General features: G+C 37.0%; 23 protein-coding genes. 18 read left to right on the forward strand and 5 right to left on the reverse strand.

Annotation, left to right across the window (positions count from 1 at the left end; genetic code table 11):
- Window positions 1-93 precede the first annotated feature (93 nt).
- The 8 genes from AB3219_RS05275 (at window position 94) to AB3219_RS05310 (ending at window position 10,059) form a co-directional block, all read left to right on the forward strand.
- Window positions 94-1,545, forward strand: a complete 1,452-nt coding sequence (locus tag AB3219_RS05275; protein WP_367369346.1) for a glycoside hydrolase family 1 protein — start codon at window positions 94-96, stop codon at window positions 1,543-1,545.
- Window positions 1,546-1,819: 274 nt separating this feature from the next.
- Window positions 1,820-2,107 carry an AbrB/MazE/SpoVT family DNA-binding domain-containing protein gene (locus AB3219_RS05280; protein WP_216754221.1) on the forward strand — a complete coding sequence of 96 codons (288 nt, stop codon included), beginning with the start codon at window positions 1,820-1,822 and terminating at the stop codon, window positions 2,105-2,107.
- A complete protein-coding gene (locus AB3219_RS05285) occupies window positions 2,091-2,456 on the forward strand; it encodes a type II toxin-antitoxin system PemK/MazF family toxin (RefSeq protein ID WP_367369347.1) in 366 nt (121 codons plus the stop codon). Before AB3219_RS05280 ends, AB3219_RS05285 begins: the two co-directional genes overlap by 17 nt.
- A gap of 506 nt (window positions 2,457-2,962) precedes the next feature.
- Window positions 2,963-4,615, forward strand: a complete 1,653-nt coding sequence (locus tag AB3219_RS05290) for a peptide ABC transporter substrate-binding protein (protein WP_367369348.1) — start codon at window positions 2,963-2,965, stop codon at window positions 4,613-4,615.
- Window positions 4,616-4,768: 153 nt separating this feature from the next.
- Window positions 4,769-5,488 carry a gamma-glutamyl-gamma-aminobutyrate hydrolase family protein gene (locus tag AB3219_RS05295; protein ID WP_260365592.1) on the forward strand — a complete coding sequence of 240 codons (720 nt, stop codon included), beginning with the start codon at window positions 4,769-4,771 and terminating at the stop codon, window positions 5,486-5,488.
- A gap of 283 nt (window positions 5,489-5,771) precedes the next feature.
- On the forward strand, window positions 5,772-8,984 hold the full coding sequence (locus AB3219_RS05300; protein WP_263749876.1) for a YhgE/Pip family protein: 3,213 nt from the start codon (window positions 5,772-5,774) through the stop codon (window positions 8,982-8,984).
- Between the two features lie 193 nt (window positions 8,985-9,177).
- Complete coding sequence (locus AB3219_RS05305; protein ID WP_260365590.1) at window positions 9,178-9,798, forward strand: HAD family hydrolase; 621 nt, start codon at window positions 9,178-9,180, stop codon at window positions 9,796-9,798.
- Window positions 9,799-9,825: 27 nt separating this feature from the next.
- Window positions 9,826-10,059, forward strand: coding sequence for a helix-turn-helix domain-containing protein (locus tag AB3219_RS05310; protein WP_260365589.1), 234 nt, complete (start codon window positions 9,826-9,828; stop codon window positions 10,057-10,059).
- Window positions 10,060-10,182: 123 nt separating this feature from the next.
- Here the strand turns inward: AB3219_RS05310 and AB3219_RS05315 are convergent, their stop codons facing one another.
- Window positions 10,183-10,710 (reverse strand): sigma-70 family RNA polymerase sigma factor, encoded by a 528-nt coding sequence (locus AB3219_RS05315; protein ID WP_367369349.1) that lies wholly within the window; start codon window positions 10,708-10,710, stop codon window positions 10,183-10,185.
- Between the two features lie 948 nt (window positions 10,711-11,658).
- Between AB3219_RS05315 and AB3219_RS05320 the strand changes: the two genes are divergently transcribed.
- The 7 genes from AB3219_RS05320 to AB3219_RS05350 all read left to right on the forward strand — a co-directional run bounded on the left by AB3219_RS05320 (window position 11,659) and on the right by AB3219_RS05350 (window position 16,944).
- Window positions 11,659-12,009, forward strand: coding sequence for a PTS transporter subunit EIIC (locus tag AB3219_RS05320; protein WP_260365973.1), 351 nt, complete (start codon window positions 11,659-11,661; stop codon window positions 12,007-12,009).
- A gap of 136 nt (window positions 12,010-12,145) precedes the next feature.
- Window positions 12,146-12,610 (forward strand): IS200/IS605 family transposase, encoded by a 465-nt coding sequence (tnpA, locus tag AB3219_RS05325; protein WP_367369350.1) that lies wholly within the window; start codon window positions 12,146-12,148, stop codon window positions 12,608-12,610.
- A gap of 129 nt (window positions 12,611-12,739) precedes the next feature.
- The gene (locus tag AB3219_RS05330; RefSeq protein ID WP_367369351.1) at window positions 12,740-13,666 is read left to right on the forward strand and encodes a PTS sugar transporter subunit IIC; all 927 of its coding nucleotides are present in this window, start codon (window positions 12,740-12,742) and stop codon (window positions 13,664-13,666) included.
- A 93-nt stretch (window positions 13,667-13,759) separates the two neighbouring features.
- Window positions 13,760-13,948: a hypothetical protein gene (locus AB3219_RS05335; protein WP_057805352.1), complete on the forward strand. Its 189-nt coding sequence runs from the start codon at window positions 13,760-13,762 to the stop codon at window positions 13,946-13,948.
- Between the two features lie 23 nt (window positions 13,949-13,971).
- Window positions 13,972-15,156 carry an enhanced intracellular survival protein Eis gene (gene eis / locus AB3219_RS05340; protein WP_216754726.1) on the forward strand — a complete coding sequence of 395 codons (1,185 nt, stop codon included), beginning with the start codon at window positions 13,972-13,974 and terminating at the stop codon, window positions 15,154-15,156.
- A 265-nt stretch (window positions 15,157-15,421) separates the two neighbouring features.
- A complete protein-coding gene (locus AB3219_RS05345; RefSeq protein ID WP_367369352.1) occupies window positions 15,422-15,991 on the forward strand; it encodes a LysM peptidoglycan-binding domain-containing protein in 570 nt (189 codons plus the stop codon).
- A gap of 302 nt (window positions 15,992-16,293) precedes the next feature.
- Window positions 16,294-16,944, forward strand: coding sequence for a LysM peptidoglycan-binding domain-containing protein (locus AB3219_RS05350; protein WP_216763162.1), 651 nt, complete (start codon window positions 16,294-16,296; stop codon window positions 16,942-16,944).
- A 687-nt stretch (window positions 16,945-17,631) separates the two neighbouring features.
- Here AB3219_RS05350 and AB3219_RS05355 read toward each other — a convergent pair.
- Window positions 17,632-19,089, reverse strand: a complete 1,458-nt coding sequence (locus AB3219_RS05355; RefSeq protein ID WP_367369353.1) for an NCS2 family permease — start codon at window positions 19,087-19,089, stop codon at window positions 17,632-17,634.
- A 313-nt stretch (window positions 19,090-19,402) separates the two neighbouring features.
- Here AB3219_RS05355 and AB3219_RS05360 point away from each other — a divergent pair, with 313 nt between their 5' ends.
- Entirely contained in the window at window positions 19,403-20,776 is a 1,374-nt protein-coding gene (locus AB3219_RS05360; RefSeq protein ID WP_216754700.1) for an MATE family efflux transporter, read from the forward strand.
- Between the two features lie 13 nt (window positions 20,777-20,789).
- Window positions 20,790-20,978, forward strand: a complete 189-nt coding sequence (locus AB3219_RS05365; RefSeq protein WP_057805346.1) for a hypothetical protein — start codon at window positions 20,790-20,792, stop codon at window positions 20,976-20,978.
- Between the two features lie 98 nt (window positions 20,979-21,076).
- On the opposite strand, the gene AB3219_RS05370 is transcribed toward AB3219_RS05365, so the two are convergent.
- The 3 genes from AB3219_RS05370 to AB3219_RS05380 all read right to left on the reverse strand — a co-directional run bounded on the left by AB3219_RS05370 (window position 21,077) and on the right by AB3219_RS05380 (window position 24,998).
- Window positions 21,077-21,700: an ATP-binding cassette domain-containing protein gene (locus AB3219_RS05370; protein WP_367369354.1), complete on the reverse strand. Its 624-nt coding sequence runs from the start codon at window positions 21,698-21,700 to the stop codon at window positions 21,077-21,079.
- Window positions 21,701-21,703: 3 nt separating this feature from the next.
- Window positions 21,704-23,689 (reverse strand): DUF1430 domain-containing protein, encoded by a 1,986-nt coding sequence (locus AB3219_RS05375; RefSeq protein ID WP_367369355.1) that lies wholly within the window; start codon window positions 23,687-23,689, stop codon window positions 21,704-21,706.
- 106 nt (window positions 23,690-23,795) lie between these two features.
- Window positions 23,796-24,998 (reverse strand): acetate/propionate family kinase, encoded by a 1,203-nt coding sequence (locus tag AB3219_RS05380; RefSeq protein ID WP_307724344.1) that lies wholly within the window; start codon window positions 24,996-24,998, stop codon window positions 23,796-23,798.
- 210 nt (window positions 24,999-25,208) lie between these two features.
- Between AB3219_RS05380 and AB3219_RS05385 the strand changes: the two genes are divergently transcribed.
- Window positions 25,209-26,168: a LacI family DNA-binding transcriptional regulator gene (locus AB3219_RS05385; RefSeq protein WP_367369356.1), complete on the forward strand. Its 960-nt coding sequence runs from the start codon at window positions 25,209-25,211 to the stop codon at window positions 26,166-26,168.
- Window positions 26,169-26,207: the final 39 nt, after the last annotated feature.

A 26,207-nucleotide genomic window follows, 5' to 3' on the forward strand; every position in this document is an offset into this window, starting at 1 on the left:
CGGGACAAACATGATGATGAAAATAAGTTGACACCGCTTTCTAAAAACGGTTACACTAATCTTTGTAAATAAGTGAAAATTAGGAGGAAAACAATGACAACTGAATTTCCAAAGAATTTTTTATGGGGTGGCGCAACTGCTGCTAATCAAATTGAAGGCGCATGGGATGTTGATGGTAAAGGCGTTAGTGTCCAGGACTTGTTGACGGGTGGAACGATTGAAAAACCACGTCACTTCACAGCGACCATTGATCCAGATGCTTATTACCCTTCTCACACAGCTAGTGATTTTTATCATCACTACAAAGAAGACATCAAATTATTAGCGGATATGGGTTTTAAAACGTATCGCTTATCAATTGCATGGACCAGAATTTTTCCAAATGGTGACGATGAAAAGCCTAATCAAGCTGGCATTGATTTCTATCATAAAGTTTTCCAAGAATGTCATAAATATGATATTGAGCCATTGGTGACAATTTCGCATTACGAGGTTCCGTATCATTTGACTGAAGCTTACGGTGGCTTTTTAAGTCGCAAAGTTATTGACTTCTTTGAAAATTATTGTCGAGTTTTATTTGAATCTTATAAGGATGAAGTTCATCTATGGCTTACGTTCAATGAAATTAACACTGCGTTAATGTTTGGTGGCGGTTACATTCAGGCTGGGGTTCCGGTTAAAGACGGCAGTTCAATTTTTGATGCTGTTTCTAAAGAGGCACGCCAAAATGCATTTCAGGCAGTGCACAATCAGTTAGTTGCCAGTGCTAAAGCAGTTAAATTAGCACATGAAATTAATCCTAAAAATAAAGTGGGTTGTATGATTGCGGGTTCTGAGGTTTATCCCCTAACACCAGATCCGAAAGACGTTATATTAGCGCAACAACAGATGGAAATGAATAATTTCTATTGTGGTGATGTTCATGTTCGTGGCGCTTACCCAGCGTTTGCTAAAAAGTACTGGCGTGATAATGATATTCATTTAAATGTGAATCCAAGCGATGCAGCAACTTTGAAGGCTGGTACGGTCGACTTTTATAGCTTTAGTTACTATTCATCTGGTGCAGTAACTGTTCATCCAGACAAACAAGAAAAAGTAAGTGGCAATATGTCGGCGGGAACCAAGAACCCTTATCTGAAGTATAGTGATTGGGGCTGGAGCATGGACCCAGAAGGTTTACGTATCTATTTGAACCAAGTTTATCAACGCTATCAAATTCCGTTGATGATTGTAGAAAACGGTTTGGGCGCATACGATAAGGTTGAGGCTGACGGTTCTATTAATGACGACTATCGAATTGACTATTTGCGTGGTCACGTGGCAGCGATGAAAGAGGCGTTGGATGATGGCGTTGATCTGATTGGCTATACGCCATGGGGATGTATTGACTTGGCGTCAGCAAGTACAGGTCAGATGTCGAAACGCTATGGTTTTATTTACGTAAATCGTCACGATGATCAAACAGGCAATTACTCCAGAACACCTAAGAAGAGCTTTTATTGGTATAAAAAAGTGATTGAAAGCAATGGGAAAGAAATAGAGTAAAAATATTTAATTTTTGGGGATATTAAATTCTAAAGATAGAAAAATAAGAGATCGGGAAACACATTTTCGGTCTCTTTTTGAATGCAATTTTTTGGTAAACATACTCGATTGAGGAGGCATAAGTAGATAATTTCAGTTGCCTGTTTGAAGAAGCGTATTTGCACTATATTTATAAAACATATGTTACAATATTGCTGAAGTAAGACGTCTTACATCTTACTTGATGATCTATAGTGATATTCAACGCAATATTTAATATTGGAGGTTATACTATATGGCTACTATAATTAGCAAATCATCTAAATTATCGAGTCGAGGGCAAGTGGTCATTCCTGCTGATATTCGTAAAAAAATGAATTTAAATTCAGGTGATAAGCTTAATTTTAAAATAGATAATTTTGGTCAACTCACAATTAATAAATTACCAACTGACAATGATTGGCAAAAATTAATTGCTGAAATTCCGGTTGAAAAAGTTGTGAAAGATAAAGATGGTAAAGTAGATGCTAAAAAAAGTCCTGACTTTGCTGCTTGGATGAGTGGTAATGATAACGACTACTAAACCGATGACATTATTTCTAGTTAATGTCCCTTTTGCTGATCAAAATAAAGCCAAATATCGACCAGCACTTGTTATTGCCCGTGGAAATAAGGTAATTTTTATCTTTAAGATTACAAGTCAATACAAAACAAAATCAAAGCTTATTAAAAATGTTTACTATCCCATAAAACTGTGGCGAAAAGCGGGTTTGCGAAAACAATCTTATGTTGATATTCATAAACAATACGCAATTGATTTTAAAGAATTTCACCATCAGAAACCAATTGGTAGTTTGACTGATGAAGACATTTATGGACTGGCTCAATTTATTAAAGTACATCAAGTTGATATTGCAAAAATAAACTCGTAAAAAATGATTCACCTCGATTTTTATCCAAATGACTAAGGTTTTTTAAATACGAAAAAGTTGTTAGGTACGGAATTATATTTGTTAAATTCAATTGTCTACAAAATAAATAACAATTAAATTTGATTTTTACTTGACTTACAATAAGTAATTGGATAATCTAGGTATTGGAATAACCAAACGGAAAGGAAGATAATTATGACAAATACACGAATGCAAGTTGAATGTTGTACAGCATGTTGTCAAAACAACATGGTTATTTGTGTAACTGCAGACTGTAATTATCTTTCGCTAAAATGGGTCTAGTTTTTTAACATAGGTCAAAGTGAAACCGGCTAATTGCGTAATGCAGTTGGTCGGTTTTTTTGTTTGGTATTTGAAAGGGCGTGATGCTGGATGTCACCAGGTTGTCCGTGTTGGAATAAAAATGATTCAAAAGTAGGCACAAAGATTCGCGTTATGAAGTATAAAGAAGATTTCTAAAATAATTTTTTGGGGAGTTTAAGCATATGAAGAAAAAATGGACAATTTTAACAACCGTTTTTGCCGCACTATTATTGGTGTTGGCAGGATGCGGTAGTCAGAGCTCAACAGGTGGTTCTGGGAAGTTAGCAACAAAGCAAGTACTTAATTTATCGGCCGATGCCCCACTAGATACGATTGATATTGCTAAGGCTACAGGTTACGGGCAGACAGGAAATGTATTTGAAAGTCTTTACCGATTAGGCAATAAAGGTAAACCAATTGCCGGATTAGCATCATCTGGTACAGTTTCAAAGGATGGCAAAACTTGGACGTTTAAAATTCGTAAGAACGCGAAGTTTAGTAATGGTCAAAAAATTACGGCCCAAGATTTTGTTTACTCTTGGCAACGAACATTAAATCCAAATACAAAATCACAGTATGCATACTTATTCTCAGGAATCAAAAATGCTGATAAGATTAATTCAGGCAAGTTGAGTCCTTCAAAATTAGGTGTTTCTGCACCTAACAAACAAACTTTCGTAGTTAAGTTAGATGAACCAATTGCTTACTTTAAGGTTTTAATGACCTACCCATTGTTCTCACCAGTAAGTAAAAAAGTAATTGACAAGTATGGCAGCAAGTATGCCACAACTTCTAAATACATGGTATACACAGGTCCGTTCAAGATGACTGGCTGGAAGGGTACCAATGATCACTGGGCATTTGTTAAAAACAACCAGTATTGGGATAAGAGTAAAGTTAAATTGAGTAGAATTAACTATTCTGTTAATGAAAATCCTTCAACAATTTTGAGCTTGTATCAATCTAAGAAATTAGACATGGCACAACTTTCAAGTACCCAAATTAAAAATTACAAGAACAACGCCGATTATCAGACAGTGCCATATAGTATTACGCGTTTCTTAGCTTTTAACTTTAAAGCATCTAACTCAAAAGTACGAAAAGCTATGAACAATAAGCATATCCGTCAGGCCATTTCATTAGCGGTAAATCGTAAACAGTTAATTAATAAGGTTATTGGGGATGCTTCAACGACTCCAAAAGGGTTTGTCCCAACTAACTTGGCTAACAATCCTAAAACTGGACAGGACTTTGCCAAAGAAGCTTATCTTAAGGGAACCGTTGATTACGACAGTACTAAGGCTGAAAAGCTTTGGAAACAAGGCTTGAAAGAAATTGGGGCTAAGTCGTTAACTATAACTTTGATGTCTACAAATGATAATGATGATAAAAATATTTCTGAATATTTCCAAGTACAACTACAAAATAAATTACCAGGAATGAAGGTAAACTTGGTTAATATTCCAGATAAGGTCGCTTATTCTCGTGCTTCCAAAGGTGATTTTGATATCTATGTTTCTGGATGGGGTGCAGACTTTACCGATCCAATTTCCCACTTACAGATCTTAACAACTAACAGTGGTTATAACTATGGTAAATGGAGTAATAGTAGCTACGATAAATTGATTAATAAAGCTCAAAACGTAGATGCCAACAATAAGAATAAACGGTGGGCAGACATGATTAAAGCTGATCAATTGGTCGTTAAAGAGGCTGCCATTGCGCCACTCTATCAAACAAATTACTCGTTCTTAATCAATCCAAAGGTTAAGGGAGTTATTCACAACACAGCTGGTACACAGTGGAATTATAAGGCGGCGTACATTAACAAATAGTCGACTGACTTACGCTTTTTAGGTGGTAAAAACGGCTGTGATCTAGCACCAAACAAAATAATTAAACGAACAAGCATTGTCAAAGACACCGATTTTTTTGCCAAGCGAGTGGCATAGAATTGGTGTTTTTGTTTACATAAGTGAGGTAAAAAAATGAAACCAAGAATTGGCATTGTCGGAAATTTATTTACGAAGGATTCCGATCTGTTTTATCATAATCAGGCAACATACACTTTTCAGGGAAATATTGAAGCCATTGTCCAAGCCGGCGGACTGCCCGTTGTCATTCCGATCCAGGCCGAGAGCATGGCGAAAGATTATTTTAGAACGATTGATGGGTTATTTTTACCTGGTGGGCAAGATGTAACGCCAAGTTTGTATGGTCAAGAACCTGATTCATTACTAAAAGAAACTTCGCTAAAACGTGACCAATTTGAATTAGCTTTGTTTAACTTGGCATGGGATACACATAAACCAATTCTTGGTATTTGTCGGGGAGTCCAGTTAATTAACGTGGCGTTAGGTGGGACGTTGTATCAGGACCAAACCTTAATGACACGTTCAGTGTTGGTCGAGCACGATCAAGCACCTGAAATTCGCGGTAACGTGGCAACCCATGAAGTTCAGGTTGAGGGTGAGCTACAAAAAATATTAGGAAAAGAAATTTCGGTAAATTCATTACATCATCAAATGATTGCCAAACTGGCACAACCTTTGAAAAAAGTCGCTTGGGCAGATGATGGTGTGATTGAAGCAGTTCAGCCAACTGACGCTGATCAGCCCTTATTAGGAATTCAGTGGCATCCGGAAATGATGCTGAAACGACCAGAAATGCGCGCAATTTTTACCAAATATCTCACTTTTTTCAAGTAAATTAGATAATTTTATGTTTCAAATCAATCGCTTTGTCACTTCTTATCGAAAAATTGCTTAAAACGCCCATGAATAGTGAGTTTTATGGTGCTTTTACAAAATATTAACGAATAGTTTTAAAAATAGTTTAAGACCTTATCTAATTAGGGTTTTGAGCTATTTTTTTTGGTTTAAATTATTTTTTTGAAAAAAAGTTGCTTTTGACGGTTTCTTTAGCAAATATTAAAGTTTTTATTTGTAAGTGATTTTTGAATACGTGAATAACACAGGAGATGGCAAAGAGATGATTTTTAAGAATTGGAATCCGCAAACGAAACGATGGAGTTTTTTGATATTAGCCCTTTTAGTTCCAATTTTATTAACTGGTCTTATTTTCAGGTACATTAATTCTTCGCAGAAGGCACATACAACCAATACCAATGTGGCGGTTGTTAACAATGATAAATCGGCCAAGTTTCAAAATACCGATGTTAGTGCTGGAAAGCAAGTAATTCAGAATTTAAGTCATAACGATCAAGTTAAATGGCATTTTGTTTCAGCTGCAAAAGCAAAAAGAGAATTGAAAAATGGCCATTACTTAATGACCATTACGATTCCAAAGAACTTTTCGCAAAATATTACCACGGCTTTGGATAAGACGCCTAAAACCAGTAACTTAAAAATTAAGCTATCTAAACATAATAGTTATGTATCGCAGGTAATTAATGAACAAGTTGCGAGTCAGGTAAAAAATGAAGTCGTATCTAGCGTTCAAAAATCGTATGACAAAACGTTGCTTTCTTCAATTAATAAACTAGGAACTGGAATAAAAAGCGGTTCAAACGGTGTGAAGAAATTAAAGAACGGAGTGGTACAACTTAAGGATGGTAATGCCAAAGTTGATCGCAATTTGCACGTTTTAGCAACCAGCATGATCACTTTTGAGAGTGGGACCAAGCAATTAAGTGATGGCATTAATACTTATGCGGCAGGTGTGGATACCATGGCATCCGGCAGCAAGGCATTGGCAAGTGGTTTGAGTGAAATGAAATCTAAAACGGCTCCTCTTGCTAGTGGCGTTCAAAAATTAACAACTGGTGCTAGTCAGTTGAATACTGGTGTTCAAAGCTATACTGCGGGCGTGGCAAAGACGCAGTCCGGTGCTACTCAACTTAGCACGGGATTAGCCCAACTTTCTAGTAAAACGGCCGCTTTGCCTTTGGGTGTTTTGCGACTGTTTAATGGTTCTTCACAGGTTACATCAGGATTAAAAACACTATCTAGTAAAACAGGTGAGTTAGCATCCGGCGTCGGTCAACTCAGTACGGGATCAAAGAGCCTAACAAGTGGCATTAACTCTTATACCGATGGCGTAAGCTCATTAAATGGTGGGTTAAGTACTTTGAGTGCTAGCTCTGACACGCTAGATAATGGATCGACTTCTTTACTTAGCAGGGCAACTCAGCTGTCAGCAGGTGTGAGTCAATTAAATTCGGCTGCGGATCAGGCCAATGAGCAGATTGCGGAGATGCAACAATTGTTAGAAACCGATTCAGCTGCTATGGAGAGCTTGAAGGATGCGCCAGCCACAATTGAAAGTGCGCAACAATTACAGACTAAACTCCAAGCATTGGCACCTGTTTTGAAACAACTTTCGAGTTTGAGCAGTGTGCTATCCGAATTAAGTGATGCACAAAGTAGTTTATCCGATGTCAACAGTGCCTTTTCCAGTTTGGATAGTGCTTCAAGTGCACTAACTGATGCAGCAACCAAAGCCAAAACTTCGGCAACGGATAGTCAAAAGGTAGCAACTCTTTTAAGCGATATCGATACATCAAAATTGAGTGATACTGATAAAGCCAAGCTTACAGAAGCTAAAAGTTCTGCAGCTGATGGTGCCACAAATGCGGCCGCTTCTGCTAAAGAAATTGCGGCAACTGGCACTAGTTTACAAAGTTTAAGCAGTGCGAAAGAAAAAATTAGTGGATTAGCCACAACGTTAGGCAAGCTCAATATTGACAGTAGTACCACAACGGCACTTTCTAGTTTGAGCAGTGTGGTTAGTCAGGCTAATGATTTATTAGCTTCGCCACTGATGAGTGATACAACCGTTCAGACCTTGGAATCACTTGAAAAACAGTTACCAACGTTAAGTGATAACTTGAATGATTTTAAAGAATTTACAGCAGGTGTCAAACAGTTAAACAGCCAAGTTAATGGTGAAAATTCACTTGTCTCAGGTGTAACCACATACACAACTGGTGTTTCCAATTACACTGCTGGGGTTAGTTCAGCCAGCCAGGGTGCTGCTCAACTTACCGCTAATAACAGTGAGTTAACTGCCGGAGCTACGCAACTGCAAACGGGGTTAGGTTCATTAAACAGCCAAGTACCAAGTTTGACGAGTGGGGTTACGAAACTCAGCAACGGCTCTAGTCAGGTGACAACCGGACTTTCCAGCTTAAATAGTCAAGTTCCTAGTTTAATTAGTGGGGTCAGCCAATTAACGTCTGGTTCAAGCAAATTAACTACTGGATTGACAACTTTAAAAAATAATTCATCTAAACTGAATTCTGGTTCACAACAATTAAGTTCTGGTTTGCAAACATTGAATGGACAGGTTCCCACTTTAGTTAGTGGTGTCAATCAGTTATCAACGGGTGCAAATAAATTAGTTGCAGGTGGCACGAAGTTAACCAATGCTAGTTCGCAATTAACCAGTGGGGCTAGTCAGTTAGAATCTGGTGCTAAAGAAGGTAAATCAGGTGCTGATAAACTGGCAAGTGGTTCTGATCAGGTTCAAAGTGGGCTGAAAACAGCAACGGCAGGAATTGGCTTGTTAAACTCTAAGCTTCAAGATGGTGCTCAACAGGTTCAAAATGTGAATGCTGAACCTGAAAATGTTAACCATTTTGTTAATCCGGTTAACCAAGTTCAAACATTAGACTCGGTTGGTTCAGTGAAGAATATGTTTGCACCACTGGTTATTGCAATGATCTTATTCATTGCTGCTATTCTTAATCAGTTGGGACAATATGCACGTCGAAAAGGTCATCGTCATAATGGCTTCGGTCTTTCAAATAATATGTTGCTTCTCTTAACGCTTCTTCAAGTAGTTGGCGTGCTTGCCTTTATTGCGATTGATGGAATTCAGGTTATTCATCCGGTTGAACTAGTGGTCGCAGCAACAGTTAGTGCCGTAAGTTTCACAGCACTGTGTGTCTTTATTGATTTATTGTTTGGTGCACCGGGAATTCTGTTCTCCTTAGTTTTGATGCTTATTCAATTAGCGGGCGTCTTACTTCCGACTTCGATGCTGACCAATGTATATCAAGCAATCTCAGAGTTACTACCAGTCACTCACGCGATGAGCGCATTTAATTACGCAATTAATGGAGTTGGTAATGGCATGTTGTTGCAAAGCGTGATTGTGTTACTTTATCCAATTGTAATTAGTGCAATTTATTTCTTTGTTTCACCACAAACTAAATTTGGATTGAATCATGTAAAAGATTAATAAAACTAAAAAACTGGGGAAAGTTGAAATTAAGATAGCAGAGCTATTTTAATGACTAACTTTCGCTAGTTTTTTTAAAGATAGCGTAAATTTATAATAATAAGGGAAAATTTTAAAAATGCCATTGAGAGAAATCGCTTTCTTATGATATAATGCATTGTTTGTTTCATTAAAAAGAAGAGGGGGGCTAGATATGTATAAAGTTATTCTATTTGATGTGGATAATACACTATTGAGAACTGATAAGGCCGTGTGGGAGACCGAAAAAGCAGTTTTTGATCGTTTATCAATTCCGGTATCAAAGCAACAAGCACGGCAATTAATGGGCTTATCGGCGGTAGAAATTTTTAAAAAATTAGGTTCCCCCGATCCGAAACAAACGGTTCAAGAATATGGCAAAGAGTTTCTTCGTCATCAGAATTTAGTAGAAGAGTTTTCTGGTGTGACGGCTTTGTTTGAGACGTTACAAAATTTAGCTGTAAAAATTGGCATTGTAACTTCAAAAACAAGATACGGTTGGCAGACACAGGTTGCTCAATACGAATTTACTAAATTTGCAGATCAAGTTGTGGTTGCGGAGGATACTAAACAGCACAAACCACATCCTGAACCATTAATTGCAGGTATGAAAAAATTTCCACAGTTTACTAAAGATCAATTCTTGTATGTTGGGGATGCTCAGTATGATATGCAAGCAGCTCATGCGGCAGGTATTGATTTTGGAAATGCTAAATGGGGCGCAATCCCGAATGCGGATTTTAGCGACGCAGAGTATATTTTTGAGGAACCGTTAGATCTATTAAAAATTTTATAAAATAGTTAGTTAAATGGAGGAGCAACGATGGATAAGCAAGTAATGACAAGTGAAGAAGGAATTAAGGTTCAAGTAGCTAAGGAGTTAGTGCAATTTCGAATGCGAAATGGATTTACACAAACACAATTAGCAGAAAAGGCTGGTAAACGACAATCACAAATTGCTCGAATGGAAAGTGGCCGTGCTAATGTTTCCTTTAAAACGTTGGACGAAATTGTCAGTCGTGCTGGTGGAAAAATTGCCATTAAAATTGAAGATTAAAAATAACAATTTCATTTTTTTAAAATAAAAAGGCAAGGTAGAGAAAAATTCTCATACCTTGTCTTTTTTTGCTGTGTCAATTGGTTAAGATCAGTAACTAAAGTTGCTTTTATATTTTTTCTTTCAGTAAATTAACGTTAAAACTTTGTTACCGACATTCCTTCGCCAGTTGGAAACACATTGTCTTGTGACGTGATGTTTTTTTGCAATCTCAGCACCGGTCAACTGGTGAACATAGCAATCCAGTAAAAATAACCGCTCTGCATTTGTACAAATACTATACAATCGATGAAACAGTTGATCAGAATAAATCGATTCGTAACCCTCTTCTAGTGAAGTTTGTTGCACATTTAAAAGTTCCTGGTCAGTTTGAGTCTTTTCTATGAGTTTATTTGAATGCCTAATTAAATCAAGCAGACGCCAGTAAACAGCCTGGTAGGCAAAGACACGAAACTTTTCCGGATTTTTACTCACATCGTTAGGATACCTAACGTATACTTTTACAAAGGTGAGTGCGCCTTCTTGAATAAAGTCATCGTAATTTGCATGAAATGGTGAGAGATGTAGTCTTTTAGCAGCTCCATAAATAATCTTTTCGTTGTTGTCAGAATATAAAAAATCAAACCCGTCTTTTATTAGTTGTTCTTCCAATTCTTGAATCTCCTTATAAATAAAGATCCAAGGGCCCTTGGTCATTAACTAGAATATAAAAAAATTAATTGACAGAAAACTGGATAAATTGCGTATTCAATTAGAAATGAAAAAGTGCAATCGATTCAAGCTAAAGGTGAGTTTAAAGGGAAAAACTATAAGTTGAAATCAAAAAAATATCTCGTTACCTGATACAAAAGCGGTCATAGTAACAAAATTAGATTAAAATGCCGTCTTCCAGCAAATTTGGGCTGGAACGTAGTGCGAGTTCTTGCGGCGGTCTTAGCCACAAGAATCGACATCGTACGGAGTATCAAGATTTTCGGAACGAAAATCATTCTTCTAAACGTAGTAGTGGGCACGACTTAGAGCCGAAATACACGTCTCTAAGCTCGGCCTTTATCTAAGCGTAAGCGAAACCCGCTAAGATAAATGTCACTACTGAGCCCATTTGCTTCCAGACTAAGTCGTGTAATCAACACGTCAATATAAAAGTTATTATATCAGTGTTATTGAACATTATTGAAGCATCAAACGATCTTAGTCCGGAGGCGATTGGTCTCAAGGGTGAAATTATTCTTAGTAATTTATTACTTAGAATAAGGTCGAGTTTGAAGACAAGTGTATTTCTTGGCTTCAAATCGTGCCTACCCCGTTCCAGACCGAGTGAGCCGCAGGACGGCAGTTAAACTATTTTTTACAGGCTACGTCGTTTAACAGCAGTTATTGAAATGACTTTGATACTATCAATCTTTAGTTGGGAAACCAAAAAGAAAATGAAAATCATTAAAGGCATATACCTTTAATAAAATAGGAGTAAATTAATAAATATACAGCAACGATTAGTAATATTACATGAATTTAAACAAAATTCTTATGAAATGGCTTACATTGTGACTTTTAAATCTTATACTAAGTTTGTAATTAAATTGTGGGAGGGTGATTATCTTGAAGAACTTCATGAATTGGATTCAAAACGTGTTAATGCCACCTTTAGCAAAGGTCGGTAACAACAAATATCTGGTTGCGGTTCGTAACGGGTTAGTTATGACACTACCAGCGGTAATTAGTGGATCAGTATTTTTGATTATTGGCAATATTCCAATACCTGCATGGACAGCCTTTATGAAACCTTATATGTCTGCCATCAGTGTTGCGGTCAACGGGTCATTTGGTATTATTTCACTCCTATCAGCGATTGGCATTGGTTATGAGCTTGCCAAGAACTTAGATTTGGATGCCATTAACGGAGCCGGACTTTCAACAATGGCCTTTGTTATTGTCTTTAGACCGAGTTGAGTTCGCGATAGCGTGCGAAACAAAAAACCACCTGCTATGCGGGTGGAATAGTAATTCGTTATACGAAAGAATGTTACTTAGATTTAGAATGTAGGTGTCGAAGCCAACATTGCAAAAACGAAAGGAAGCATTCTAAGTGGCGAATAAACTAAATAGTTTAGCGCATACCAAGTGGTTATGTAAATACCATATCGTATTTACACCTAAGTATAGAAGAAAGATAATCTACAATCAATATCGACAAGATCTTCAAAGTGACATTCGTTTGTTGTGTCAATATAAAGGGGTCAAAATAATTGAAGGACATATGATGCCGGATCATGTTCATTTACTGGTAAGTATCCCGCCCAAGCTAAGTGTTTCAAGTTTTATGGGATATTTAAAAGGGAAAAGTGCTTTAATGATGTTTGACCAACATGCCAACTTAAAATATAAATTTGGCAATCGACACTTTTGGTCAGAAGGATATTATGTCAGTACGGTGGGGTTAAATGAATCAACCATCAAGAAATACATCCAGAATCAAGAAAAGCATGATCGAGCAGTAGATAAGTTAAGTGTCAAAGAATATGAAGACCCTTTTAAGGGTCAAGGTAAGTAATACGAACGCTGCTTAAAGCAGCGGCAACAGTGGTGAAAGCAATTTGGCTTTTGACAAAAAAGCCAGCGCCTTGAGACGCCGGCTGGTACATAGGGCTTATAGCCCGGGAGCAAACCACCCGTTCCACGGGTGGTTATTATTGTTTCGTTTAATGATAAAAACGTCTTGGACACAGCTAATTTTGCTTCGTCAGGACTGTTTACAGCAATTGTTTGTGCCTTTGTTTCCGTACTTATTCTAAACTTCTTTGTTAAACGTAATCTGGTAATTAAATTGCCAGATGGGGTACCAACTGCGGTTAATCATTCGTTTGTCTCGTTAGTACCTGGATTTGTGATTTTGCTCTTATTCTGGACAGTTCGTGTACCACTTCATTTTGATATCAATGTATTTATTCAAGATATTTTCCATCCATTATTATTTGCGATGAATAGTTTGCCAGGAATCATGTTCTATACATTATTAGTTAGTTTACTCTGGGTAGGCGGAATTCATGGTGATATGACACTTGAAGGAATTGCGGATCCAATTTTTCTTCAGTTTTTGACAGCAAACGCAACTGCTTGGTCTCATCATCAAGCAATTCCTTATTTCACTTCAACTGGATTTTCAAGTTTATTTGTTAATGTTGGTGGTACAGGAGCAACGATTATGTTGGTCTTCTGGATGCTTTCATCTAAGAGTAAAACGTATCGTGAATTAGGGAAAGTAGCTTTTCCAAGTGCCTTGTTTGAAATTAATGAACCAGTTATCTTCGGATTCCCAGTTGTTATGAATCCAATTACCTTGATTCCATTTGTTGTCTTGCCTCAGATTTTGGTCGTTGGTACTTATGCATTAATGGCCTTACATTTGTTAAGACCCGCAGTGACAATGGTTCCTTGGACAATGCCACCAATTATCGGCCCATTAATGGCTACAGGTTGGGATTGGCGCGCAGGCGTTTGGTCAGCAGTTGAATTAGTAATTGCGGCCGCAGCATATTACCCATTCTTCAAAGTAGCTGAAAAACAAATGGTCGAAAAAGAAACTTTGAGCGACGCTAAGGCAAACTAGTTTTGAAACAAGGTTTGTTTGATAGCCTAATACGGATTTTAAAGTTTTTCTGAATTGTGAAATCAACTGACTTATAATATAGAAGGAAAAAATATGAAACCACAAAAAATCATTTTATTAGGAATTATTGGTGCCTTCATTATTGGGACGTTGGCATTGATAACTACAATTATCAAAGTAAAATTTGGTTCTGCACAAACATTGGTTGATATTGTGGGGATTATCATGTTTACCGGTTTTGGTTTATATGTAGCTAAATTACGAGATAAAGCGAAAAAATAAACGTAGGCGGAGGTGTCATCACATTGAGTGAAATTGTCAAACTCACGAGCAAGGATTTAGATGAGTTTTATCATCTATATTTATACGCATTTAATAATCAAGATAGTGAAGAACGACGTGCATTTTTTAATGATCGCTATCAGCATTCACAGGTTTATGGGCTTTTACATGGTGACGAACTGAGTAGTGGAATGCTGAGTATTCCGTTTAAAGTCAATTTTCATGGGGTCATTTATAAGATGAACGGAATTGGGGATGTCATGAGCTATCCGGAGTTTGGGGGCCATGGTGCAATTACCGCTCTAATGCGACAGGCTTTTTCTGATATGCGACGTGATGGCGTGGCTCTGTCTTATCTAGCGCCGTTTTCATATGAGTTTTACCGCCGTTTTGGGTATGAGGAAGTGTTTGATCGCGCGGTCTATAAAATTAAGAATACGGATCTGCCACGGGTAAAAATATCAGAAGAACGCGGACAATTTTTGCGATTACCACTCAATGAGGCTGTTCCTTTAATCGATGAAGTTTATGAAAATAATGAACAGAGCCGCAATGGTGGTGTGCACCGTGATGATTGGTGGTGGCATTATTTAGGGCTTAAGCATCCTGCTTGGCAAGTTGGCGTATATTTAGAAGATGGTAAAAATGCGTCTGGATACGTCATTTACGAAGCAGCCGGCGATACCTTCAAAATTCAAGAGATTATGTATACCAACCAAATAAGCTATCAGTATCTTCAGCGATTTATCTGTCAGCATGAGTCTATGTTTGCGAGATTTGAGTATGCCTCTGGAGATCCGAAAGGCTACCCGGATGTGATGGCTAATCCGTATGTTGTTAGTGTGAATATTCAACCATATATGATGGCACGCATAATTAATCTTCAAAAGTTTATGAATGATTATCCATTTATTCAAAAAGTTAAGTCGTTGCGGTTGGGTGTTAAAGATAGTCTGATTCCACAAAATAACGGCATTTGGCGATTAAAAGTTAATGTCAATGGGACAAGTTTTGAAAAAATCAGTGAAAACGAACAAAACTTAGCTGACATTCATTTAGACATTCAAAATTTAACGAAAGCATTTATGGGTTATCGTCAGTTAGCGTATTTGAAACAGGTAGGAAAAATAACAGGAAATATCGAATCAATTCGTAATTTAGACCTTGCTTTGCGAAACGAATCACCCATGCTTTGGGACTATTTCTAGATAAAATATAACAAAATAGTGATTAAAAACCAGCAATTTCAAAAAAATTACTGGTTTTTTTGTGTTTTTAAAATAGATTTTGTCATTTTTTTAATTTGATAACCATGGGGTTTAGAGACATTTTTTTAATTCACAGTTACAGAACATTGCAAAAAATCCGTAAATAGATATCTTTTTGACATCTGTTTGTAAAAAAGAGGGGGTAACATAACGCACATAAATTAAATAACAAACGAAAACACAACTACTAAGGAGAAATTCATACATGACATTAAGAAGCAAAATTACAAAATTTTCAGTAGCATTATTATCAACAGTTTCATTAGGTTCAGTTATTTTAACAACAGCTGCAAGTGCCGATGAAGTTTATACAGTTAAATCTGGTGACACACTTTCAGGTATTGAATATAATTTGAACAAAGATACTAACTATTCAAAATTAGCTAAAGCTAACAAAATTTCAAACGTTAACTTGATCTATGTTGGTCAAAAGTTATTGATCAAGAGTGATGGTGAAATCAAGACGGCAACTAAGAGCGAAGTTAAGAGTACGCCAGCTGTTAAGAACATTGCTGCAACAACTAGCACTACATCTACTTCATCAACAAGTAGTAGTGAAGCAGCTGCAAAGGCATGGATTGCTAACAAAGAATCAAGTGGTTCATACACAGCAAGAAATGGTCAATACATTGGTAAGTATCAATTGAGCTCATCATACTTAAATGGTGACTACTCAGCTGCTAACCAAGAAAAGGTTGCTAACTATTACGTAAGTTCCCGTTATGGCTCATGGACAGCTGCCAAAGCATTCTGGGTTGCAAACGGCTGGTACTAAAATAAAATAATTAAAATTCACAACAATTCTAAGCTGAAACTGACTTAGAATTGTTTTTTTGTGCGTTATTAAATTTTAAGAAAGATGACCTGATGACTACATCTAATGATTCACTTAAGTAGAAGATAATAACACTAAACGAGAATTATTAAGTAAAACGCTTAACATTTTAGAGAGATTACAAAATATTACAAAAAGGATAAAACTGATATCTTAGCGAAACTTGTTTGATAACTTGAGCCTGTATCATTGGGCTCGTTGGTTAATAAAAAGGCATAAACAAAGAGGAGAGTTTTATTTATATGAAGTTAAACAAATTTACCAAGTTTTCAGTAGCATTCTTATCAACCATTACATTAGGAACAATTGCATGGACAACTGCTGCTAGTGCTGATGAAACATACACAGTTAAATCTGGAGATACACTTTCATCAATCGAGTATACGTACAATCATGATACAAACTATCAGCAATTGGCTAAAACAAACAATATTTCAAATGTAAATGTGATCTATGTAGGTCAACAATTAGTAATTAAAACTAATAACGACTCACAAACAACAGCTACTCAAAGTACACAGCAGACACAAACAACTCAATCTGCTAACACACAGAACACACAGTCAACTAATCAAAGTAGTACAGCTTACAGTCAACAAAATACCCAAAGCACTGTTAAGTATCAAACAACCAACACTAATACTACAAGCTCAACTAGCACAACAAGTGGTAGTGATGCATCTGCTAAAGCATGGATTGCAAACAAAGAATCAAGTGGTTCATACACAGCAAGAAATGGTCAATACATTGGTAAGTATCAATTGAGCTCATCATACTTAAATGGTGACTACTCAGCTGCTAACCAAGAAAAGGTTGCTAACTATTACGTAAGTTCCCGTTATGGCTCATGGACAGCTGCTAAGGCGTTCTGGCAAGCAAACGGTTGGTACTAAACAACTTAGTGTTTAAAGATTAAAAAAGTCGTTCAACAAACTTGGAGTTTGTCTCCAAGATGTTGAACGATATTTTTTTGTTATTAGTGCTTTATTTTGCTTATTTTTTGAGGACAGCTGTGTGAAGCAGTTCTATTCATATAAGCACACCTAGCGCAGGATTTCATACCGCTGACGGTGCATTTATATGAATGGGACTAATCGCTTCACTTCGCTCACTATTTTAGGACAGTTCCGTGAAGCAGTCCAAGTCATATAAATACACCTAGCGCAGGATTTCATCCCGCTGACGGTACATTTATATGAATGGGACTAATCGCTTCACTCTACTCACTTATTTTAGGACAGCTACATGAAGCAACAACAAAAAAATAAGCCTGACTAAACGTCCGATCACGAGCGTACGCCCGTCAGTCTTATTTTTCTGTTATTACCGCTTCACTCCACTCACTATTCTAGGACAGTTCCGTGCAGCAGTCCAAGTCATATAAATACACCTAGCGCAGGATTTCATCCCGCTGACGGTGCATTTATATGACTTGAACTAAACGCTTCACTCTACTCACTTATTTTAGGACAGCTACATGAAGCAACAACAAAAAAATAAGCCTGACTAAACGTCCGATCACGAGCGTACGCCCGTCAGTCTTATTTCTCTGTTATTAGCGCTTCACTCCGCTCACTTACTTATGCAATCGCCAGCACCGTGAAGTTCAAAATGAACAACGCCGAGACAATCCAAATCAATGGATGCACTTCCTTTGCCTTTCCCGTCACCGTCTTTACAATACAATAGAAAATAAATCCAGCCGCGATACCATACGTGATATTGTAACTAAAAGCCATAAAGATCGACGCCATAAACGCCGGCACCGCCTCATTAAAGTTCGACCAGTTAATCTTTTGGAAAGAACTCATCATCATAATACCCACAATAATCAAGGCTGGCGCAATCGCCGCATCAGGGATCACCGAAAGTAGTGGTGAAGCAAAACTACTAAGCAAAAAGAGAATTGCAACTACGACACTTGTTAAACCCGTTCGACCACCAGCACCAATTCCGGCCGAACTTTCAACATAGGTTGTAATGTTTGATGTTCCGAAAATTGAACCAACACCAGTTGCAATTGAATCTGCAAACAAGGCACGATCCAGTTTAGAAGAAAGACCAGCATTATTTTCCAAATCTTTTTCGTCTTCAGCGGAGAAAATTCCGGTTCTTCGGCCAGTACCAATGAAAGTACCAAGGGAATCGAAAATATCTGATAAACTAAATGAAAGAATAGTCATAAAGACTAGAATTAAACGATGCCCACTTGTAAATAGGGATCCCATACCTTGTGCGGAGAAGGCAGCCAAGAAGGTTGTCTTAAGAGTACCAATAGAATTGATTAAGGAATTAGCTGCAGAGATATGCAAATCAGTAACGCCCATGGGAATTCCAATTAAGGTTGTCACAACAATACCAATTAAAATACTTGCAGGAACTTTTTTGATTTGAAGAATGACCGTTAAAACAATGCCGATTAGTGCTAGAACAACACTAGGATTATTAAAAGTAGTCAATGATGGTGTAATTCCACCGCCAGTGACAACACTTGTCACACCATGTGTAAAATGCGTAACCGCAGTGTTGTAAGCTTGGTTGTTAATAGAAACAATGCTACTTGAGTCACTTGAGAATTGTAGCAAATTAGCATTTTTTAAACCCAAGTAAGCAATGAAAACACCAATCCCACCACTAATGGCTAGTTGAATTGTTTCTGGAATGGCCGTGATCAGCATTTTCCGAATTTTAGTGATGGTAATGATAATGTTAATCACGCCGCAGAAGAATACTAAAGCAAGTCCTTCTTGCCAGGTAAAGCCCAGTGACATGACAACTGTATATGTAAAGAAGGCCTGTAAACCAACCCCAGGGGCCAACGCGTAAGGAACATTGGCGAAAAGACCCATAACTAACGTTCCAGTAACTGAGGCAATAATCATAGCTAAGAAAACCGCTTGAGCCGGCATCCCGGTTTGACTAAGAATTTCCGGGTTTAAAAATAAAATATAAGACATGGCGAAAAAAGTAGTGATACCAGCAACAACTTCGGTAGAAACTTTAGTACCGTTTTTCTCTAAATCAAAAAACTTTGACATGAAATTTCCTCTTTTCTTATGATGTATATTTATAATAAACGTTTTTAAAAGAAAATTCTAGCCTAAATACGTAAAATATACGAATTAATTTTATTATAGTTCGTGTTTTACGGTTGATGATGAATTAAAATTATATTTATATAATTTAGTTCAATGAAAACAAGAATAAGCGTTAAAGGACGTCTCTTGAATTAAAAACAAAGTCAATTTTTTTCGTTGTAATTTGAGTCAAACAAGTTATAGTATAGAACTAAACTGTAAATCGAAGAAACCGGTTTCGATGTAGAAACAACGGTAGAGGGAGGTGCATGCAATGGACAATTCGCTCATTAAGGGCAGTCCGATTAAAGGGATTATCTTTTTTAGTATTCCATTATTTTTAGGAAATATTTTTCAACAAATTTATACCATGTCCGATACGTTAATTGTGGGTCGCGCGGTCGGTGTAAATGCCTTAGCGGCTGTTGGTGCAACTGGTGGACTTAGTTTCTTGATTATTGGATTCGCTCAAGGAATGACAACTGGTCTTTCAATTGTGACAGCTCAAGATTATGGAAATGGTAATCTTAGGGGTGTTAAGCAGAGTTTCGCTAATAGTATTTGGATTTGTGCGGGGATGAGTATTATTTTAACCGTGATTAGTGTGAGTCTGGCTCGACCTTTACTGCAAATTATGCAAACTCCCGCAGTGTTACTGAATGGTGCGGAAACATTTATTAGTATTTTATTTGCGGGTGTTACGGTTACTATGTTCTTCAACTTGTTTTCAAATATGTTACGCGCACTGGGGAATAGTCGGACACCGCTGATATTTTTAATCATTGCAGCTGTTTTAAATGTTATTTTAGATGTTGTTTTAATTATTGGATTGCATTTGGGAATTGCTGGTGCCGGAATTGCGACCGTGGTAGCGCAACTAGTTTCTTGTATTATGTGTATTTGGTATATTAAATGCCGCATTCCTGAACTAGATGTATTACGTGAAGATATGAAAATGGATCGAGACATTATCAAACAAGAGCTTAAAATTGGATTGCCAATGGGATTTCAAGCGTCAATTATTGCGATTGGATCCATTATCCTACAGGTTTCGTTAAATGAACTGGGACCACAATCAATTGCGGCATACACGGCGGCCGGTAAAGTAGATCAACTAGCCACACAACCAATGGTGTCATTGGGAATTACGATGGCAACTTTTACTGCACAAAATTTTGGTGCCAAAAATTATGATCGAATTTTAGTTGGTATTAGGCAATGTTTGACGGTAACCGTCATTTATAGTGTCATCATTGCAGCAATTATTATTTTAAATAGTCATGCTTTAGTAAATCTTTTTATTGGGAACTCAGAACCCCATGTTACGCAATTGGCTCAGACTTATTTCTGGGTGGTCAGTACGAGTTATTTCCTACTATCAATTTTGTTTGTTGTGCGGTATGCTTTGCAAGGACTTGGGCAAAGTTTTGCCCCGACAATGGCAGGAGTGGCCGAACTTATTTCCCGAATTTTTATTGGGGCTGTCATGGTACCAATGTTTGGGTTCATTAGTGCTTGTTTTGCAAGCCCGTTAGCCTGGTTGGCATCTAATGCCGTTTTGATCGTTTCATTCTTGCGAACTATTCGTAATTTACGTGGTGCAAGTGGATTAAAACGCGAAATACCAATTCCAGAGAAAAAAGATTAAGTAGGAGAGTAAAATGAAATTTTCAACTATCATTCTGTTAGTTTTAGATGCTTTGATCGTTCTTGGTTTACTTGGTGTAGTGATCAATCAAATTCGTGCAGGCAGTTTTTCAGATAAATTCTGGATTGGCATTGCAGGAATGTTAGCGTTTGGTTATTGTGGCTGGTATTTGTTTAAATATACTGGAAAAAAACAAAAATAAAAAAACGATATTATGCGTATACTAAAATCTGTCAAACTAACAGACATTAGTAAATTAGCATAATATCGTTTTTTTATGGGATTGGGACATTAAATTTGTTATTTAAAGGTTGTAATATCTACACATTCATCAACAGCTGCTTTTACTTTATCATCATGAGTGGCGATAATGACAATTTTGCCTGAATTAGTCATTGTTCGTAAACTATCAAGTACTAATTGGCCATTAGCGTGGTCCAAGGCGCCCGTGGGTTCATCTGCCAGTACAATTAAAGGATCTTGTAAACTCAAACGTGCTAAGGCAACTCGCTGTGCTTCTCCACCAGATAATGTAAATATTTTACGCGTTAAATAGGTATCATCTAAACCATACTTAGCCAAATGGTTCCGTAATTCAGCGGTTCGATAATGTTTCACAATATTAAGATTTTGAGCAACCGTTTCTTCGTCAACAAGGGCATAATTTTGGAACAGATACCCGATAAATTGACGAAAATATTTCAAACTCGGAATAGTTGTGATATCTGTACCCTCAAAACTAATTGAACCAGCGGTTAACTTTTCTAAACGTCCCATGCTATTTAACAGGGTAGTTTTTCCACTCCCAGACGGGCCGACAAGTGCATACATTTTTCCGGATTCAAATTGATAGTCGACATTTTTAAACACATGATATTGATCAAAACTTTTACTACATTCGGTAAGTTTTAAACAACTGGTCATGATTTATTCCCCCTTGATTGCTTTATTAATATTCAAATAGTGGTTCTGAATGCTCAATATCAGCAGTTCACCAATATTGGATAATCCTAGTAACAGGATCGTAACCATCATATTTTTAGTGATTGCCCACACAATGAAAGCTTCAAAAAGACTCAATATTAAATTCAAATTGATGAATTTACCAAAAATACTAATGAAGTGACTTCCTAATAAGCGTTTAATGGCAATCTTCTTACGATTATTATTAAAATAAATACTATTAAACGAGATGTTTTCAATGATAATGATTGTTAAGGTAATGACCAGCACAGCTATTGAAATTTCCAGCTTGCGACGAACTAACGTTAATTGTTTTATCGCATAACTTTTGGTATCCACAATCCCGCCAATATAGTGGGACATTCCTGATTTTTGAATCGCTTTACGCATCGCTGAAACATTGGAACTAAGAAAGGCTTCATTGGAAAGATAACTTGGCCAAATACTATTTGCATCCGTATTATTCTTACTGATGCCCCCTAACGACTCGTTTGTTAAAACCAGCACAACTGGAGAGTTGACATAACCATCGTAGTACCCGAAATCCAGTGCATCCGCACTATAGGTAAACGGACGTTGTGAATTCTTGATCTTAATTGCTTTGATTGGCAGTTTCTTTCCAGTTTTGTGCTCGGCACTGTTTAGCCATAAATCACTGCGATATTCTCGTAAGATCTGACTACGATTGGCATACTGGGCTTCCGGAATTAGGACATAAGTTATCCTGGTTTTATTTGGGATGCGAACCCGCTTGCCATCGAAAGCTAGAACCGAATTAGTTTTTAAATAATTGGGATTTACAGTCAAAACATGACCACTTGAAAAATTCATAACGTCTGTTTTGTCGGTTCCCCAGCCCTGATAATTAGCAAGCATCCCACCATGCTCTTCTATATAGTGGAATAAAATGGTGGATCCATGTTCAAGAAATATATCTTCATTTTTGGTCGTATCAATCGGAGAAAGATTGACGGTATAGTAAGTCTTACCATGTGTCCAAACAGATAATTGGTTGCTTAACTGTTGATTTTGTTTTAACGTTCCCAGTAAAGTCACGAAAGTCAAACAAGCAAAGATTTCCACGACAATTTTAATGATCATATTAATATAGAAAGCAAGTTTGTTTTTAACATTACCTTTAATAGCACCAATAATGGTTCGTTCAGAATGGGAGTGAGCTCTTAAAATAGCGGCTACTCCGGTTACCAAAATAACTATCAAGTATAATAACAACGCAAAATAAACCACGATTCGATAACAATTCATGAACTTACTTATCCACATGTAAATCATCAATAGAATAATACCAAGCAAGTAGCTACTTAAGAAATAGCCCTGATCATCTACAAAAGTATCAAAAGCATCATCAAAATTCGACATACCCAATAAATTACGAATATTGGCTTTTTTTAAATTATGTAAATTAGCTAAAATAATAACGATTCCCATTACTAAAAAGGCCAATATTAGAATACTAGATATTTGATTGGTATTCAGGAAATTCGAAATTCCCCAGTTCCAACTCTCATTTATTGATGAGTATTGAATTCTATTACGCTTAAACATTCGTTGAATGGATTTCTGACTCACATTCCCAACAAAATAAAGTGGATATCTTATGTCGCTGGTTTGCATTTCTTGTTTTGATGCCAGTGATTCTTTAGGTACTTTTGCATCCCCAAAAACGTACATTTTAGTTTGCGTGGCGCCAGTATCATTTACAGTTTGGACATTAAATACCTTTATTGCTGAAACATGGTGTCGCTTTGTGTAATTTGTGATCGCGCTATTAAATCTTTTACTATCGATACCGCCGCGCATACCATTGATTTCATAGGCAGTACGACTTGATTCAATATAAGTTGGCGCGATAGACCGAACAAAAGCAAAAAGCACAAGTAAACAGATAACGCTGACCATTCTAATTGTGATACGTCTAATTTTATTCACTTTAGTTACTCCCCCCGAAATAAGTGATCGTTATGAATGAATTAATAAAAAAACTGAGTTTCAAAAATTTCTTTATTCTTGAATCTCAGGTTTAATTTAGATTGTTTTATCTTTCAGTAGTTAATTTTTTAACAGCTTTAGCAATTGCCAACTCTTCGTTAGTTGGGATCATTAAAACTTTGACTGTGGAATCCTCAGAACTAATTACCCGAGGTCCTTTACCGTTGTTATTACTTTCCTCATCTAACTTAATGCCTAAAACTGCTAACCGATCGACAATATCGGTTCGTAACGAAGCCTGATGTTCTCCAATTCCTGCAGTAAATGTAATTACATCTAAACCACCAAGCTCAGTAAAGTAGCCGCCGATATATTTAACAGCAGAATTGATAAACATTTCATAGGCCAATTTAGCACGTGCATTAGTTGGTGCATTGGAAACAATGTCGCGCATATCAGCCGAAATTCCGGAGACACCTAACAATCCAGACTTTTCGTTGAAGATATTAATGATTTGATTGGCATCTAAATGCAACTCATCCATTAAGAAAGGGACCACGGCCGGATCAACAGTCCCAGAACGCGTACCCATTGGCAAGCCTTCAAGGGGTGTAAAGCCCATAGATGTATCAAATGGTTTACCTTTTTCACTAGCGGTGATGGATGCACCGCCACCTAAATGAAGAGTGACCAGTTTCAAATCATGATAATCTTTTTTGAGAAAGTTAGCTGTTTCATGCAGAATATATTCATGACTGATTCCATGTTCACCATATTTACGAATTTGATACTTTTTTGAATAGTCGTAAGGAATGGCATATAGCGCATTTTGTTCCGGCATATCCAAGTAAAATTTACTATCAAAAACAGCAATTTGTGGTGTTGATTTTGGTAAAACCTTCATGAGGGTTTCAATACATTCTACCTGAACAGGATTATGCAAAGGCGCATATTTGTTTAAAGCTTTTAATTGGCTTAAATTTTTTTCGGTAATTTGAGTTGGTTGCGTAAAAGTTGTTGCACCAGCAACCACCCGGTGACCAACGGCAGCAATTTCGTCAACATCCTGAATTAAATGAAGATGTTTTAGTTGATCAAAAAGTAATTCGACTCCCTGTTGATAAGTCAAATTAGCAATTTGTTCTGTAAATGCTTCGCCGTTGCGAACAATGGTAAAGATGGCTTCAGGTGTTTTCATTCGTTCCATGACACCTTTATTAATGAGAGAAAGATCATCAATTCCAAAAAGCTGCCATTTCAAGGAAGAACTTCCGGCATTGAGAACTAATATTTTTTTCAAAATACGCACACTCCTAGTTATTTTTCGTATTAAAGATTTTGCTTAAACTGGTTATTATAACTTCAATAAAAAGTGTAGCACAGTTTCGACCCTGATAAATAGTAATAGTAGGAAAGAAAATTAAAGTAAAGGGTTTCAAAAAATAACTAGGTTTAGTAAGGGCTTACTTGTTATAATGGAACTAATCGTAACAAAAAATCGCTGAGGGGGAGATACCGAATGGCAACTTTAAATGATGTCGCAAAGCTCGCAAATGTGTCGAAAATGACCGTTTCACGAGTGATTAATCATCCTGACAAAGTAACGGATGATTTAAAGCAGTTAGTTTATCAAGCAATGCGTGAAGTAGATTATCATCCAAACGTTGCTGCTAAGGCGCTGGTGAACAATAGTACGCGTATTATTAAGTTTTGTGTACTGGAAGATATTGATACGACTGAACCTTATTATATGAATCTGATGATTGGGATTGCGCGCTCACTGGATGCCCAACAGTATTCACTTCAGTTGGTAACGAGACGAAATTTTGATATTGGTAATTGCGATGGTTATGTGATCACTGGTATGCGAGAAAAAGATTTTGACTGGATTGGTGAATTAAAAAAACCGCTGGTTATTTTTGGAGAAAATCGATTTGGTTTTGACTACGTGGATACAAATAATAAAGCCGGGACCTTCATGATTTCTAACTTAGCGTTACAGCGTGGTTACAAACGCCTGATCTTTATTGGTATGGATAGTCGTGAATCATTTGAATATTCTCGTGAAGCAGGCTACTTACAACTGTTACAGGAAAATCAAATGTTGGCCGAAATTCACCGTTTTGACAACCATAGCCATTTGTCACAACAGTTTGTTATTGATAATTGGGATAAGTTTGAACCCAATACTTGTTTTATCTGTGCTTCTGATCGCTTGGCATTGGGAGCAGAACGTGGTATTGAAAGTTGTGGCGGTTTAATTCCTAAAGATTATGGTGTGACTGGTTTTGATGGCGTATTTTTAAATCAGGTGGCGTTTCCTCAGATTACAACCGTCAAACAAGCCATTGTGGAAATGGGAATGGCCTGTGGGGACAAACTTTTAGACAAGATTGTCAATCATCTTGATACATCAGGATCATTAATGTTTGAACCCAAAATTAGTGTCGGCGGCACTATCCGAGACGATGTTAAATAATGTTATCGGTAACATGCACGATAAGCCTTGCAATCAGCG

This window comes from Pediococcus ethanolidurans, assembly GCF_964062635.1.
Classification (GTDB): domain Bacteria; phylum Bacillota; class Bacilli; order Lactobacillales; family Lactobacillaceae; genus Pediococcus; species Pediococcus ethanolidurans.